This is a genomic window from Flagellimonas sp. MMG031 (assembly GCF_040112705.1).
Taxonomy (GTDB): Bacteria; Bacteroidota; Bacteroidia; order Flavobacteriales; family Flavobacteriaceae; genus Flagellimonas.
Genome location: NZ_CP157804.1, coordinates 309,952 through 324,903, shown reverse-complemented (window position 1 = coordinate 324,903; position 14,952 = coordinate 309,952). Strand labels below are relative to the sequence as shown.

Here is a 14,952-nt window from a genome sequence, read left to right as displayed (position 1 = left end):
AGGTATGGGACGTATATTAGGTAACTGAGTTATGCCCAAAATCCTAATCATTGAAGACGATACCGCCTTCTGTCAAATGCTCCAAAAGTTTTTGACAAAGAATGGTTTTGCGGTTTCCACTAGTTACTCCATTAAAGAGGCCGAAGAGAAATTGGCCGCAAGAACCTTCGATATTATCCTCTCCGATGTTAGGCTGCCCAAAGGGAACGGGGTTACGCTTCTCCCCCAAGTAAAAAGGGATTCACCCAAAACCCAAGTAGTCCTTATGACCGGCTACGCGGAGGTTAAGACTGCGGTCAATGCCATCAAAAAAGGGGCATTCGATTATATTTCCAAACCCTTTACGCCCGAAAGCATACTTGCAGTGATCAAAGATGCGCTACATGCCAAGGTTTCCGAGACCGAAAAAACCACCAAGCCTTCCACAACATCTGGAGTGGGAACGATCAATGCGAAGCATTTTTTGAAGGGGCAAGGAGAAAAATCCAAAAAACTACAGCAGTATGTGGAATTGGTAGCCCCTACCAATATGTCTGTATTACTGACCGGCGAAAGCGGTACGGGTAAAGAAGTTACGGCAAATGCCATTCACCAAGCAAGCAAAAGAAGCATACAACCTTTTGTAGCTGTGGATTGTGGTGCCATTCCCAAGGAAATTGCCACCAGTGAACTCTTCGGACACGTCAAAGGTAGTTTTACGGGCGCCATTGACGATAAAATGGGACATTTCGAAGCAGCCAATGGGGGAACCTTATTTTTGGATGAGGTGGGCAACCTTTCCTATGAGCATCAAATTCAGCTGTTGCGTGCCATACAGGAACGAAAAATCAAAAGGGTTGGAAGCACTAGGGAAGTGGAGCTTGATATTCGGATTATTGCTGCCACCAACGAAAACCTTTCCGAGGCCGTGGAGGAAGGCAGCTTTAGGGAAGACCTTTATCATCGACTCAATGAGTTTTCCATCGAAGTACCTTCCTTGAGGGAACGAAAGGAAGATATATTGCTGTTTGCAGATTATTTTTTGGCCAAGGCCAATTCCGAATTGGACAAAAATGTTTTGGAATTCGCCGACGAAACCAAACACGTGCTATTGGAGTATAGCTGGCCCGGTAATTTGAGGGAAATGAAAAATGTGATCAAAAGGGCGGTGCTCTTTTCCGAAACCGAAATCCTATTTCCCAATGCACTGGCAGATGAAGTGGTAAAAGGGGCCAACAATAGGGAGGGAGAGCATTTTTCGAAGGCCGATTTTGAAAAGGAAAGAATATTGGAAGCCCTAAGGCTGACCAACTTCAATAAGAGCAAAGCTGCCCAACTTTTACAGATTACGCGTAAAACGCTTTATAACAAGATCAATCAGTATCAATTGGATGTTTAGACAGGTAAGCCTCTATATCCCTTCGTAGTTCGCCAATAGTATCCTTGAGCTCCGAAAGCATTTTATGGACCTTTTTGCCCTCGGCGTCGTCTGGAATGGTTTCCAAAACCTCCAGTAAAACTATGGCGTTTTTTGCCTCCAACTGTCGGAACATGGGCAACATTTTATGGGATACGGTCCTTATTTCCGAATAATCATGATTGCCGACCGCAGAAAATAGAATGTCCATATTTCTGTCCGAATTTACCAAAAACACCATTAAAATGTCTTGTAAGGACTCAAAATCGCCCAAAAAAGGTGAAATGTTGTCAATGGAGAATAGAGAGGATGTTGAACTTGGTATCGGTTGTTGGCAATCTATCTTATTGCTTTGTGGAAGTAGCTCCAAAAGCGTATTGGCAGAAAAGGGCTTCTGTAGGATGTTGGAAAACCCTGCGTTAAGGTAGACCGTTTTGTCCGGTACATGTTTTCCTGTCATCAAGAGTATGGAATTTTTAAAACCATGGTTTGTGAGCGATTCCAATACGTCCCACCCGTCCATTTGCGGCATTTCCATATCCGTGAGCACCATATCATATTGACACAAATTTGATTTGTCCACTTTTTCAAAATGGGTAAATGTATGCGCGGTGATGCCATTGACCTTGCATATTTCCGATACGAGCCCAAGCATATTTTCATCGTCATCAATGACCAGAATCGTAAGTTCGTCGGTTTTTGGATTGGTGTTTTTGGATTTGGGTCGGACGATGTCCATCTCGGAGAACTCCACCGGTATTTGGAGGGTGAACGTACTGCCTCGGCTCAGTTCACTTTCCAAGTTTAGCTCGCCACCCAGTAGTTGTGCCAGATTTCGTGATATGGTAAGACCTAGCCCATATCCCATTTGCTTTTTTTCTGAAGAAGCTTCCGCTTGTGTAAATTCTTGGAAAATGGTCTCCTGTTGTTCCCTCGGGATGCCTATTCCCGTATCCATTATTTGGATGGTTGCCCACCTAGCCCCGTTTCTTTCTTCCACATTGGCCGAAACCTTCACATAACCCTCATCGGTAAACTTAAAAGCGTTTCCAATGAGGTTCGTGAGTATCTGTTTGATTCTAAATGGATCGCTCAAAACAGGTCTTTTTAGGATCTCCTCGACGTCCAATTGTAGTGAAACTCCTTTTTTGGATTGCATTTCTTCGAAATTGCCAGCAGTTTCTTCCAATAGGCGGTATAGTTCAAAGGGAACTTTTTCCAACGTTATTCTGCCTGCCTCCAATTTGGAATAATCCAAAAGATCGTTCACCAACTTTTCCACATATTCCGATGATGACCTCACCTTTTTGATATAATTCAATTGCTTATCGTCCAAGCTACTTTGCTCAATAAGTTCCGAGTACCCGTTTATGGTGTTCAATGGGGTCCGAAGATCGTGGCTTACAGTTGATATCAATTGTTCCCTTGTCCTCAAAAGGGACTCTACGGCTGTTTTGGCGCGCTCCAATTGTTCGCGGTACTGCTGCACCTTCCAAAAATCCCTTGTGATCAAAAGGGTGAAAACTACGACGGTGATAAGCCCCAAAACCACGGCCCCAGCAGCCAATCGGCTACTTTTTTGAAGCGCCTGTTCCTGTTTTACATTGTCCAAATAGGCATTTTGGGCCATTTCCCGTTCAAAGTAGGATAAAATGCCCCTCATTTTTTGGGAAAGTTCCAAGTCCGTCCTATAAATTTCAAGTTCCTTTTGAAGGACTGATCGCTCGGCGATGGCCGTTTCGGTTTTGGCTTTGTTCAATATGGATTTGGACACCTCTAAAATGGAGTCGATGTTGTTGGCGTCCGAACCATTTTCCGAATCGGGAATGTTTTTGTTGAGAAGAGCGACATATTCCCGAATCGATTTCTGGGTCTTAGGTGACAAATGCTCAAAATTTGGGGCAAAGGTCTCTGGGGTAATCCGGCCCATGTCTACTTCCATATCGTGAAATGCCTTTAATACCGAGTCCAATGAGGTGCTGTTCTCGTTCCGTACCTTAAGCTTTCGGAGCTCAGCATTGTTGAATACTTTTTGCTTCAAAAGCTCCTGTACACTGTCCAGTTGGGCACCTTGGTTTCCATAATCGGTTTGCGCCAAAGGTTTCAATACATCGATGAATTGGTTGATTGAATCCACTTTTTGGGCGTAGGATTGCAGGTCTTTGGGTCTTTTGGTCTGTAATGCGAGTTTCGACAGGTTCTCGGCATCGTAGAGTTGGGTGAGGAGTCTGTTCGTCTTCAAAAGCTTTTGATTGCTCTCTTCACTTTTTTGGAAGGAAGCATAGCTTTTGAACTCATTATAAATGAAAAATCCGGCAAGCGTTGCCAAAATTCCCAACACTGCATAGCTCAAAATTATTTTAAGGGCAAACCTGTTTTTTGATTTAGGGCGCATACCATTATATACGCAGGTGCTTAGGGGGCGTGGTTGTTATCAAAAGTTAAATTTCCGTTCGGATTTTTATGAAAAACCATATACACATCTTACATTTGCGGCATCTCAAAGGGGTGCTTTTACCAAAAGGCTGAGATTATACCCAATGAACCTGGGCGGGTAATGCCGCCAAGGGAATGCGCAAGCCGCATCTTGGAATTTCTATGTTTCTTCAAGAAACAAAAATCAATTACTAACACAGAATAATGACCCCTTTTATTCGTAACATTTTTACGAATGAAATTTTATTCAATTATTCAGAAAAGGGCCATTTCGGGCTCTTCGCAACAACCGCGGAACAACAAACGGAACCATTTCAAAAAGTTCACTATTGCCTTGGCTTTGATTGGCCTAGGTGGCACCATGAGTGCCCAAGAGGAGCCCATTGACAGCCTCGAGGGAGAAAAAGTAGTGCTCGATGAGGTGCTCGTTCAAGGTGTACGGGCCACTAAGGAGTTTCCGATTACCTTTTCCGATCTGGACAAGGTGGAAATTGCTCCCCGTAACCTTGGCCAGGACATTCCCATTCTCATGAACTTTATGCCGGCCGTGGTCACGACCTCCGATGCCGGGGCAGGGATAGGTTATACCAGTATCCGTGTTCGTGGTAGCGATGCCACCCGGGTAAACGTAACCATCAACGGAATTCCTTACAACGATGCCGAATCCCAAGGAACATTTTGGGTAAACATGCCCGATTTTGCATCGTCCACCGAAAGTTTGCAGCTGCAACGCGGAGTGGGGACTTCTACCAACGGTGCGGGAGCCTTTGGCGCGAGTTTGAATATGCTCACCGATGCTTTTTCCGAAGAGGCCTATGCCCGTATTTCTTCCTCCGTAGGAAGCTTCAACACCTTACGGAGCAACGTGAAATTCAGTACAGGGCTCATGAACGACCATATCGAGTTTTCAGGCCGATTGTCCAGAATTACTTCGGACGGCTATGTGGATAGGGCATCCTCAGAATTGGATGGCTATTTTTTACAAGGCGTCTACAATGATGATAATACCTTGGTGAAGGCCTTGCTTTTTGGAGGCCATGAAATCACCTATCAGGCATGGAACGGAATTACCGCCGATCAGTTGGTGAACGACCGCACCTATAATTCGGCAGGTGAGTATACCGATGACAATGGCAATATCCAGTATTATGAGAATGAAGTGGATAATTACAAACAAGACCATTTTCAGTTGCATTGGTTCGAAACCTGGAATTCTGCTTGGAACACCCATTTGGCCGTTCATTATACCCGGGGACGGGGCTTCTTTGAGCAATACCGAGAGGACGATGATTTTGCCACTTATGGTTTGGAGCCCCTTACCGTGAATGGGGAACTGGTGGAAACCACAGATTTGATTCGTCGTCGATGGTTGGACAATGATTTTTATGGAACCATTTTTTCGGCCACCTACAACAACGAAAACCTGGAACTTATCATGGGAGGCGGTTACAATGAATATAAGGGTGACCACTTTGGGGAGATTATCTGGGCCGAGTTTGCCAGCAATAGCGAAATACGCGACAGGTATTATGATGACAACTCCACCAAAACGGATTTCAACATCTACACCAAGGCCAATTATAGATTAACGGATAAATGGTCCTTGTTTGGCGACCTGCAGTATCGAGGGGTTACCTATCAGGCGAATGGTGAGGATACCGGACTGGTGGATGACACGTTCAATTTTTTTAACCCCAAAGCGGGAATCACCTTTGATCTCAACCGAAACAACAACTTTTACTTTTCGTATGCCAGGGCCAACCGGGAGCCTAACCGCAATGATTATGAAAATGGAAGTCCAAAGCCCGAAAAGCTGAACGATTTTGAGTTGGGGTGGAGGTATGTTTCCCCAAGTTTTCAGTTGAACACCAACGTGTACTACATGCGCTATAAAGACCAGTTGGTGCTAACGGGTGAATTGAACGATGTTGGAGCTCCGCTGCGGTCCAACGTGGGTGACAGCTATAGGTTAGGCCTGGAAATCGATGCCAACGTTCGCTTATCCAGAACCTTTCAATGGAGGCCGAATATTGCCTTGAGTGATAATCGCAATATCGATTTCTTTTTTGAACGTGACGGGGAGCTTCAAAATTTGGGAAATACCCGTATTGCCTACTCACCGCGTTTGATTGCAGGGAATATCCTTTCCTATCAGCCCAATGCGAATCTTCAAGTATCATTGTTGTCAAAATTTGTGGGAAAACAGTACATGGGCAATATCGATTCCGAGAATTCCGTCTTGGATAGCTATACCCAAACCGATTTCAATCTCCAGTACACCATCAACATGAATTCGTTTGTGAAGAGTATTGAGCTTTCTGGATTGGTCAACAATATTTTTGATGCGGATATCGTATCCAACGGATATTTCTTCACTTTTAATGATGATTTTTCCAATCCCGGAACGGTTACCACTGTTGAAGGGGCAGGATACTATCCACAGGCAGGCATCAATTTCCTAGTGGGTGCGACTATCAATTTTTAATGTAAGACTGTAAGACAAGAGGTTCTGCAAGTTAGGTGCAGGACCTCTTTTTTAACCATAGTGTTAGATCAATTGGAAATGACCACGGTGTTGCCATTTTGGGCCGCATTGTAAAACAACAGGTCATAGTAGCGGTTGCCATCATTGGGTCGGTCCAATTGCTGTCCCGTAAAAAGGCTGTAGGTGTAGCCTTCGCAGCCGCAGACCACGTTCTGTCCGTCTATGGTCATGGTAGAACACTCATTGGGCGTGTGGTTGGGACAACTGGCCTCAAAAGCATAGAAGGTATTTAAGCTGGCCTTGATTACAAAAGCTCCTCGTGTTCCCACGCCATTGTTGCCCACATAAACGGGATTTCCAATGTTGTTCAAGTCGTTGTAAAGCGGTAGGTTCAGGTTGATTTCAAACCGAAACCGAACCTCTTGCAAATAAGGATTGCGGTTGGTCGTATCCGAACTGCAGGAGAGCATAAGCACAAGCAAAACAAGGGCCCAGAGATGCTTCATGGTAATTGATTTCAAAGGGTTACAGGCGCAAAGTTGATCAAAAATTGCCTATATTTGCGTTAAATCCTCGCAAAAACCATGCAGGTCATGGGAATCGTTGAGGATTTTTTGTATTTGTAGAGGAAGTGTACATTGGGGAAATTTTTCGATTTTCTTCGATGTCTTTTTGTATTAAAACTAAACGTCATGAGCAAAGTTTCATATTATACGCCCGAAGGACTGAAAAAATTGAGGGACGAGCTAAACTACCTGAAGGATGTGGAGCGCCCCAAAGCGTCACAAGCTATTGCAGAGGCAAGGGACAAGGGAGACCTATCCGAAAATGCGGAATACGATGCGGCCAAAGAAGCACAGGGATTGTTGGAGATGAAAATTTCCAAGATGGAAGAAACCTTGGCCAACGCTCGTTTAATCGATGAATCCCAATTGGATACCTCTAAAATATTGGTGCTATCTACCGTGAAGCTCAAGAACCAGAACAATGGTATGGAAATGAAGTACACCTTGGTGGCGGAGAGCGAAGCAGACCTGAAGAAAGGAAAAATTTCCGTAACCTCTCCGATTGGAAAGGGGCTGTTGGGCAAAAAGGTGGGCGATGTGGCCGAGATCAAAGTACCCAACGGAACCTTGAAGTTTGAAATTTTGGAGATCACAAGAGAGTAAGCGTAACTTAATTGGTTATATTTAATCCCATTGCAAAATGGGATTTTTTATTTTAAAACCGAATCAAAATGGCCAGTATATTCACAAAAATCATCAATGGAGACATTCCAAGTTACAAAATAGCTGAGGACGAGTACAATTTTGCTTTTCTGGACATCAACCCCAATGCCAAGGGACATACCTTGTGCGTTCCCAAAAAAGAGGTGGATAAGATGATGGACCTGGATGAGGAATCGTACATGCGATTGATGGCCTTTTCACGAAATGTGGGGATGGCCTTGGAGAAAGCAGTGCCCTGTAAGCGGGTGGGCATGTCCGTAATAGGCCTGGAAGTGCCCCATGTGCACGTTCATTTGATTCCACTTCAAAGCATGGCCAATGCCACTTTTCAACACAAAGAGAAACTTAGCGAAGAAGAATTTGAAGCCGTGGCGGAAGCTATCCGGTCCAAACTTTAACTTTCCAAATAAAAGTAAACGCCTGCCGCCGCTAAGCACAGCATCAGGATCAAAATAATGAAGAACAACATGGTAAACCGTACTGCTGGCCGGTCTGGTTTTACCAATTTGTTGTAGTAATTAAAGACCCTTTCAATGTCTGGGGTCCAGTTTACGGGGTAAATAACAGAGTTACATTTTTTGCACTTGATCTCGTGGGTTACCACTCCTGTGGTTCTATGGTACAAGGCATTATACGTATGTTTTTGGTAAAATGTGATCTTGAGTTCCTGATTAAAACACTCGGGACAGTTGTTGGTGATGTCAGCTTCCTGTATTACAAGTTGTTTTTCCTCGGCCATAATTCAATTTTCTAGTGCTTTCAGGGAAATTTGCATGATGGTTCCTTCCTTGCTTGACGAAAATACTTTAATTTTTCCTTTATGGTACTCTTCCACGATTCTTTTTACCAACGAAAGCCCTAAACCCCAGCCTCTTTGCTTGGAAGTGACCCCAGGATTGAAAATGTTCTGGAAATCGCTTTTTGGGATGCCGTGTCCGGTATCGGAGACCAATATGTTGATGTTTTGGCCCTTTTTTTCAATTTGGATGGCGATATTGCCCTTTCCCTTCATGGCATCGATGCCGTTTTTTACCAAGTTTTCTATACTCCAATTGTACAAAGGAGGGTTCATTAGCACCGCGGCTTCCTCTACATTGGAGCTGAAGGAAAAATGCACCAATTTGGAACTGCGCTGCTTGAGGTAGTCGTAGGCCTTTTTGGTTTCTGAAACAATATCGTGTTTTCGCAGTTCGGGCACGGAACCTATTTTGGAAAAACGCTCGGTAATGGTTTCCAGTCGGCTGATGTCCTTTGCGATTTCACGGGTTACCTCTGGGTTGATGGCCTCAGATTTCAACAGTTCGTTCCAGCCCAATAAAGAAGTTAGGGGCGTTCCGATCTGGTGCGCGGTTTCCTTGGCCATTCCCGCCCATAGTTTGTTCTGTTCCGATGCCTTGTTGGTCCGGAAGAAAAAGAAAATGACCGCACCAAATAGAAAAATGATCAATAATAGGGCCAGTGGATAATACTTTAATTTGTTCAGCACCTCGGAGTTGCCATAATACAGGGTTTCCAAGAGTTCATCTTCCTGTATGATCTGTATAGGTTCGTTCTCGTTCCTGAATTGGGCGATTTTTTTTCGGATGTAGACACTGTCACCGATTTTGTCCTCCGGAATGTTGTGGGTTTTATAGGAGCCCTCTTCGTTCACCAAAATCATGGGAGTTGAGGTGTTGTTTCCTAAAACTTTTAGGGTAAGGTTTCCCAGCTCTTGGTCCACCGAAGATTGCACCAGCTCCAACTGGGCCGTGGCCCATATTTCCATTTTGAGTCGCTCTTCCTCCTTAAATTTTTTGAAAAAACTGTTGGTGTTCCATAAAATAAGGCTCACAATAACGAATGCCGAGATCAAGAGGATAAGGTTGGAAGTTTTCCGTTTTGAGCTAAAGTTCATGGATGGTCAAATTGTTTTTAAAGATAGGGAAATGGAAAACATGTTGATAGTTCGTTGAAATAACGGATGCCAATGGAATTCATTTTATGTACTTTTGGGTTTTCAACAAAAATTAACATTGCATGGAAGTTCAGGGAAGAATCAAAATGATAGACGAAACCAAGACCTACGGTAACAACGGTTTCCGAAAAAGAGAAGTGGTCGTTACCACAGAGGAACAATATCCACAACACATTTTGGTGGAGTTTGTGCAGGATAAATGCGATTTACTGAATAATTACAGTGTTGGACAAATGGTAAAGATCAGCATCAACCTAAGGGGCAGGGAATGGGTAAACCCACAGGGCGAAACCAAGTATTTCAACTCCATCCAAGGTTGGCGCATCGAGAACCTTCAGCCCGAACAGTCCGGTGCCGACAATATGCCACCTGTTCCTCCCATGGAGGCCTTTGAGCCTGCGGACGATTATAACGAAGAAGATCACGACGATTTGCCTTTTTAATCGACACGTTTAATGATAATTATACTGGAAATCTGGACCCTACCGTCCAGATTTTCTTGTTTTTGGCCCGATTTGTATTTTTAGAAAAAAATGCACGTGGAAAACACGCCCCTATACTTTTTGAACAAAAGGTTGGAGTTTCCCCCGGTGGATCGGGCCAGTGAGGATGGCCTGCTAGCGGTAGGTGGAGACCTCTCCCCAGAACGGTTGTTGTTGGCCTATAAAAATGGAATTTTTCCTTGGTTCAACGATGATTCCTTGATTTTATGGTGGGCCCCCGACCCCCGTATGGTTCTTTTTCCTAAGAAGGTGAAAGTATCCAAAAGCATGCGAAAGGTGATTCGTGACGGCCAATTTACCTTGACCCAAAATACTTGTTTTGAAAAAGTAATGGACCATTGCGCCAAGGTTCTACGAAAGGGTCAGGACGGAACCTGGATTACCCCCGAAATGAAAACGGCCTATATGAATCTGCACCAAAAAGGCCATACACGCTCTTATGAAGTCTGGGAGGACGGTGAGCTGGTGGGCGGACTCTACGGGGTTGACCTTGGACACGTATTTTGCGGGGAAAGCATGTTCAGTTTACGGCCCAATGCGTCTAAATTTGCGTTCATCCAAATGGCCCGGGAACTGGATAAGAACGGATACTTGGCCATCGATTGTCAAGTGTATACCCCCCATTTGGAGAGTTTGGGTGCAGAATTGGTCCCACGAGCGGAATTCGTAAAAATTTTACAGGGAGAACTGCGCACTCGTCAATAAAAAAAGCACATTTTGTGGTTGACTGGCCGTAAAATCCTCTATCCGATATTCTACACCCATTTGGAACTTAAGGCCACCGTTAAGTTCCCAGCCTATCTGTCCCGATAATCGGGTATCGTACTCAGGGAGGTTTTGCTTCGCCACGCTCAATAGGCTTTCCAGGCTGCCCACAAAGTAGGGTTCCCCAGGGTCCAATTTTTCGCCCTGTAATGGAAAATCCACGGCAAAGCGATATCGGAACCGATGTGTGGTCAAGGAGTTGGTAATTCGCTGCTCTGCCCTAAGCCGGTGTCCGTAGCGGATAGCGAGAGGTTTGTGGGTAATGTTGTATTGTTGGGTGAGCCGCAGTTCGTTTTCCCTATCCTCAAAGGTATTTCGGAAACGGTATTGGATACCAAGGGCCACACTTTGGTTCCCCTGAATCTTAAGGTTGGAAAAATGCGCAAGATCCAATTGCCTCACCCGCAAGGTCGCCACTTCATCGTCAAAAATGTAATTTCGGTTGGCCAATGAAAAATTGTGCGAATAGGACCCGGAAACCTTGTAATTGACGGCCACTTGTGGCTGCCAATAGGCTGTAAGGTTTTCTTGGGCCCGAACGCTGACCAAAGACAACAATAGCAGCAGCCCAAAAAACCACCTAGTAAAGTACATGGTCATAACTTGGTGGGAACGATTTGCGGATTTGTATCAATTGGCCCTCTGCATCAAACAGCGCTTCGTACTCTTGAAATTCCTTGTCCTTTTTGGCGGAAAAAATCAGTTCATAGTTCACCACGGGCAAAATCAGGTTTTGGAAGGCATTGTGCAGGAGCTTTTTCTCGGATTGCCCATCCAGCAAAGGATATTGCTGTTGGATTTTTTTGATTCGATATTTGGCATGGTTTTCATCAAGATAGAACAGAATGGTGCCCCAAGTCTCGTTGGGAACATCCTGCTCCTTTATGATAAACTCGACATCCTCCAATTTTCCATTTTCATCAAATTCCACGCTGTAGTGAAGCCTTCCTTTTTTAAACTTGGCTTCGTAGCTTTTTTTGATGCTGTCCGTTTCTTTATAAAAACGGATGCGTTTGGCATCGTCCAAGTAATCTTGTATCAACAGGTAGGAAGCTTTGGGGAATTCTTCCTCATCTATCCTTGATTCACGTTCGTACTTGTTCTGTGCAACACCAAATTGCATTGTCACAAGCATAAAAAGGAGTAAAGGGTTAAACTTCATGGTATCTAAAACAGTTTACTTCGTGGTCGTTGACCATACCGGTGGCCTGCATGTGGGCGTAAATTACGGTACTACCAACAAACTTGAAGCCTCTTTTCTTTAAATCTTTGCTAATGGCATCGGAAACAGTGGTGGTCGCAGGGGCATCCTTGTAATTTTTCCATTGGTTTTTGATGGGCTCACCATCCACAAAATCCCAAATGTAGGTATTGAAGCTACCAAATTCTTTTTGGATTTCCATAAAAGCTTTGGCGTTGGATATGGTAGCGTTCACTTTTAATTTATTTCTGATGATGCCGGGATCCTGTAGCAGGGAATCGACCTTTTTTTGGTCGTAGGCAGCAATTTTTCGGTAATTGAACCGGTCGAAGGCTTTCCTAAAATTTTCTCGTTTGCGCAATACGGTAATCCAGCTCAATCCGGCTTGAAAGGTCTCCAATATCAAAAATTCAAAGAGTGTATCATCATCCCGCACGGGAACGCCCCATTCCGTATCGTGATAAGCTTCGTACAAGGGGTCGCCAAGGCACCAACCACACCGATGTTTGTCCATAGTGCTAGAATTTTTATCAAAAGTAAGGGAAAAATCGAAGCGTTAATTGAAAGTTAAAGTATTACCAATCGATAGTAATACTTTTATATTTGCGAGGCAAAATTTTAAAAGTGATGTGCGATGGATTTATTGATGCAGTCCCTGAAGATCGGGGTTAACGAAAAACTTTACATTAAAGACCCCGAGTCCTCCACTTTGGGAAAGAATATTATTGAGCACAGTATCCTGATGATCGATGAACTTGGCTTTGACAGTTTTACGTTCAAGAAGTTGGGCGTAAAGATCAACTCCAACGAAAGCTCCATTTACCGATATTTTGAGAATAAACACAAACTTTTGCTGTATTTGGCCACTTGGTACTGGGGCTGGGTAGAGTATCGTATGGTATTTGCCACCAATGGTATAGATGATCCCGTCAAAAAGCTGGAGAAAGCCGTGGAGGTTTTGACCCAGAATGTGGAGGAGGACAGTACCATTTCGCATGTGAATGAAGTAGTGTTGAACCGGATAATCATCAACGAGTACTCAAAATCCTATTTGGTGAAGGAGGTCAATCAAGAGGATAAGGATAGTTTTTTTATCGTTTGTAAACGATTGGTCAACCGATTGAGCGATATGATCTCTGCTGTGGACCAAAAGTACCCCTATCCCATAAGTTTGGCAAGCAACGTCATGGAAGGGTCGCTCCACCAGTATTTTTTAAAGGAGCATTTCCCCACGCTTACCAATTGCAACAGCACCATTTCACCAACCGAGTTTTTTACAGACCTCATTTTCCGTACTTTAAATAAAAAATAGATGGCAAAACAAATACTTACTTCTTGGCAGCGACTCGTCAACTTGTTAAAATTGGACAGAAAAGATGTACTTCAGGTCTTTTACTACGCTATTTTTTCAGGTTTGGTGGGTCTATCACTTCCATTGGGTATTCAGGCTATTATCAACCTGATTCAAGGCGCACAGGTAAGTACCTCATGGATTATACTTGTAATCTTGGTCACCTTGGGGGTTGCCTTTTCGGGTGTCTTACAGTTGATGCAAATACGCATCATTGAAAATATCCAGCAAAAGATATTTACGCGGAGTTCGTTTGAATTTACGTATCGATTCCCCAAAATAAAGATGTCCGAGCTTCGGAATTACTATCCCCCGGAATTGGCCAACCGCTTTTTTGATACGCTCAACATACAAAAAGGGGTGTCCAAACTTTTGATCGATTTTCCAACGGCACTCCTGCAGATTGTTTTTGGACTGCTTTTATTGTCCTTGTATCACCCTTTCTTTATTGTTTATGGTGTGTTGCTTTTGGGATTGATATATGTGGTTTTTAAGTATACCATATCAAGGGGGCTGGAGACGAGCCTTGCGGAATCCAAACAAAAATATAAGGTCGCCCATTGGATCCAGGAAGTGGCCAGAAGCATTGTTAGTTTCAAGCTTTCCGGTAAAACCAGCCATGCACTTCAAAAGAACGACTATTTGGTAAGTGGCTATTTAGAGGCACGGGAAAGCCACTTCCGCATTTTGGTGCTGCAGTTTATTCAGATGATTGGATTTAAAATCTTGGTCACCGCTGGCTTGCTGATCATAGGAGGGCTCTTGGTACTGAACCAAGAGATGAACATTGGGCAGTTTGTCGCCGCAGAGATCATTATTTTATTGGTGATCAGTTCGGTGGAAAAACTTATTGTTGGATTGGAATCCTTTTACGACGTGCTTACTGCATTGGAAAAGTTGGGCCAAGTGGTGGACAAAGAAGTAGAAACAGATCAGAAGGATTTGGAACTTTTTGAACAAGAAGATTTTAAAATGGACTTGGAGAATATTGTTTACAATGTTCCAAAAACCGATATCAATATACTCAGCGGACTTTCGATGAGTATTGAGAAAAAAGATCGGATATTGATCACAGGGGCCAATGGATCCGGAAAATCCACCTTGCTGCACCTTATTTCTGGACTTATTGAACCCACTAGGGGAAGCATCTATGTAAACGGTGTACGCTTGAAATCCGAAAATTTGAACCACTTTAGGTCCAAAATAGGACAATCCTTAAAATTGGAGACCCCCTTTGAGGGCACTCTTAAGGAAAATATCACATTCGGCAACCCTGAAATTACGAAGGAAGACATACTTTGGGTGCTGGATGTTACGGGACTCAGCAAAGTGGTCAAGGATATGGAAGATGGTATTGATACGGTTATTTTTCCCGAAGGAAAGCAAATTTCATATACCGTGGCCAAAAAGATCGTGCTTGCAAGAAGCTTGGTAAAAAGACCTAAACTCTTGGTGCTACGTGATCCGTTAGATCAGTTTGACGAAGATGAGACCACGCGTATCATGGACTTTTTAACCGACCCGGCCCAGCCATGGAGTCTGGTCGTGGTAAGCGATGATAAAAAATGGGTAAACAAATGTGGTCGTATCCTGACCATTGAAAATGGAACAATTAAGCAATAACGCGAAACG

Annotated in this window: 15 protein-coding genes and 1 riboswitch; of the genes, 8 read left to right on the top strand and 7 right to left on the bottom strand. The window is 43.9% G+C overall.

Annotated elements, in window-relative coordinates; translation table 11 throughout:
* The first annotated feature begins 31 nt into the window (after window positions 1-31).
* A complete protein-coding gene (locus ABNE31_RS01410) occupies window positions 32-1,378 on the top strand; it encodes a sigma-54 dependent transcriptional regulator (RefSeq protein WP_349352086.1) in 1,347 nt (448 codons plus the stop codon).
* On the opposite strand, the gene ABNE31_RS01405 is transcribed toward ABNE31_RS01410, so the two are convergent.
* On the bottom strand, window positions 1,353-3,791 hold the full coding sequence (locus ABNE31_RS01405; RefSeq protein WP_349352085.1) for an ATP-binding protein: 2,439 nt from the start codon (window positions 3,789-3,791) through the stop codon (window positions 1,353-1,355). The two genes, ABNE31_RS01410 and ABNE31_RS01405, sit on opposite strands and share 26 nt — an antisense overlap.
* A 99-nt stretch (window positions 3,792-3,890) precedes the next feature.
* Window positions 3,891-3,984, top strand: a riboswitch (TPP riboswitch).
* Window positions 3,985-4,067: 83 nt separating this feature from the next.
* On the opposite strand from ABNE31_RS01405, the gene ABNE31_RS01400 reads away from it, so the two are divergent.
* Window positions 4,068-6,317, top strand: coding sequence for a TonB-dependent receptor (locus ABNE31_RS01400; protein WP_349352084.1), 2,250 nt, complete (start codon window positions 4,068-4,070; stop codon window positions 6,315-6,317).
* 68 nt (window positions 6,318-6,385) lie between these two features.
* Here the strand turns inward: ABNE31_RS01400 and ABNE31_RS01395 are convergent, their stop codons facing one another.
* Window positions 6,386-6,823, bottom strand: a complete 438-nt coding sequence (locus ABNE31_RS01395; protein WP_293280665.1) for a hypothetical protein — start codon at window positions 6,821-6,823, stop codon at window positions 6,386-6,388.
* Between the two features lie 186 nt (window positions 6,824-7,009).
* On the opposite strand from ABNE31_RS01395, the gene greA reads away from it, so the two are divergent.
* Window positions 7,010-7,486 carry a transcription elongation factor GreA gene (greA, locus tag ABNE31_RS01390; protein ID WP_179382993.1) on the top strand — a complete coding sequence of 159 codons (477 nt, stop codon included), beginning with the start codon at window positions 7,010-7,012 and terminating at the stop codon, window positions 7,484-7,486.
* A gap of 68 nt (window positions 7,487-7,554) precedes the next feature.
* On the top strand, window positions 7,555-7,944 hold the full coding sequence (locus ABNE31_RS01385; RefSeq protein ID WP_349352083.1) for an HIT family protein: 390 nt from the start codon (window positions 7,555-7,557) through the stop codon (window positions 7,942-7,944).
* On the opposite strand, the gene ABNE31_RS01380 is transcribed toward ABNE31_RS01385, so the two are convergent.
* Both ABNE31_RS01380 and ABNE31_RS01375 read right to left on the bottom strand, forming a co-directional pair.
* Entirely contained in the window at window positions 7,941-8,285 is a 345-nt protein-coding gene (locus ABNE31_RS01380) for a hypothetical protein (protein ID WP_293280660.1), read from the bottom strand. The genes ABNE31_RS01385 and ABNE31_RS01380 overlap by 4 nt on opposite strands.
* A gap of 3 nt (window positions 8,286-8,288) precedes the next feature.
* Window positions 8,289-9,440 carry a HAMP domain-containing sensor histidine kinase gene (locus tag ABNE31_RS01375; RefSeq protein WP_293280658.1) on the bottom strand — a complete coding sequence of 384 codons (1,152 nt, stop codon included), beginning with the start codon at window positions 9,438-9,440 and terminating at the stop codon, window positions 8,289-8,291.
* A gap of 122 nt (window positions 9,441-9,562) precedes the next feature.
* On the opposite strand from ABNE31_RS01375, the gene ABNE31_RS01370 reads away from it, so the two are divergent.
* Both ABNE31_RS01370 and aat read left to right on the top strand, forming a co-directional pair.
* Complete coding sequence (locus ABNE31_RS01370) at window positions 9,563-9,943, top strand: DUF3127 domain-containing protein (RefSeq protein WP_349352082.1); 381 nt, start codon at window positions 9,563-9,565, stop codon at window positions 9,941-9,943.
* A gap of 90 nt (window positions 9,944-10,033) precedes the next feature.
* Window positions 10,034-10,708 carry a leucyl/phenylalanyl-tRNA--protein transferase gene (aat, locus tag ABNE31_RS01365; RefSeq protein ID WP_179382988.1) on the top strand — a complete coding sequence of 225 codons (675 nt, stop codon included), beginning with the start codon at window positions 10,034-10,036 and terminating at the stop codon, window positions 10,706-10,708.
* Here the strand turns inward: aat and ABNE31_RS01360 are convergent.
* Genes ABNE31_RS01360 through ABNE31_RS01350 form a run of 3 tightly spaced genes read right to left on the bottom strand, consistent with a single transcriptional unit; the run spans window position 10,679 to window position 12,483 of the window.
* The gene (locus ABNE31_RS01360; RefSeq protein ID WP_349352081.1) at window positions 10,679-11,362 is read right to left on the bottom strand and encodes a DUF2490 domain-containing protein; all 684 of its coding nucleotides are present in this window, start codon (window positions 11,360-11,362) and stop codon (window positions 10,679-10,681) included. The genes aat and ABNE31_RS01360 overlap by 30 nt on opposite strands.
* A complete protein-coding gene (locus tag ABNE31_RS01355) occupies window positions 11,349-11,903 on the bottom strand; it encodes a hypothetical protein (RefSeq protein WP_349352080.1) in 555 nt (184 codons plus the stop codon). The genes ABNE31_RS01360 and ABNE31_RS01355 overlap by 14 nt, the downstream gene beginning before the upstream one ends.
* A 16-nt stretch (window positions 11,904-11,919) precedes the next feature.
* Window positions 11,920-12,483 carry a DNA-3-methyladenine glycosylase I gene (locus tag ABNE31_RS01350; protein WP_349352079.1) on the bottom strand — a complete coding sequence of 188 codons (564 nt, stop codon included), beginning with the start codon at window positions 12,481-12,483 and terminating at the stop codon, window positions 11,920-11,922.
* Between the two features lie 120 nt (window positions 12,484-12,603).
* On the opposite strand from ABNE31_RS01350, the gene ABNE31_RS01345 reads away from it, so the two are divergent.
* Together ABNE31_RS01345 and ABNE31_RS01340 are read left to right on the top strand one after the other, a co-directional pair.
* Window positions 12,604-13,281 carry a TetR/AcrR family transcriptional regulator gene (locus ABNE31_RS01345; protein WP_179382984.1) on the top strand — a complete coding sequence of 226 codons (678 nt, stop codon included), beginning with the start codon at window positions 12,604-12,606 and terminating at the stop codon, window positions 13,279-13,281.
* A complete protein-coding gene (locus ABNE31_RS01340; protein ID WP_179382983.1) occupies window positions 13,282-14,943 on the top strand; it encodes an ATP-binding cassette domain-containing protein in 1,662 nt (553 codons plus the stop codon). It begins immediately after the preceding gene.
* The last annotated feature ends 9 nt before the right edge of the window (window positions 14,944-14,952 follow it).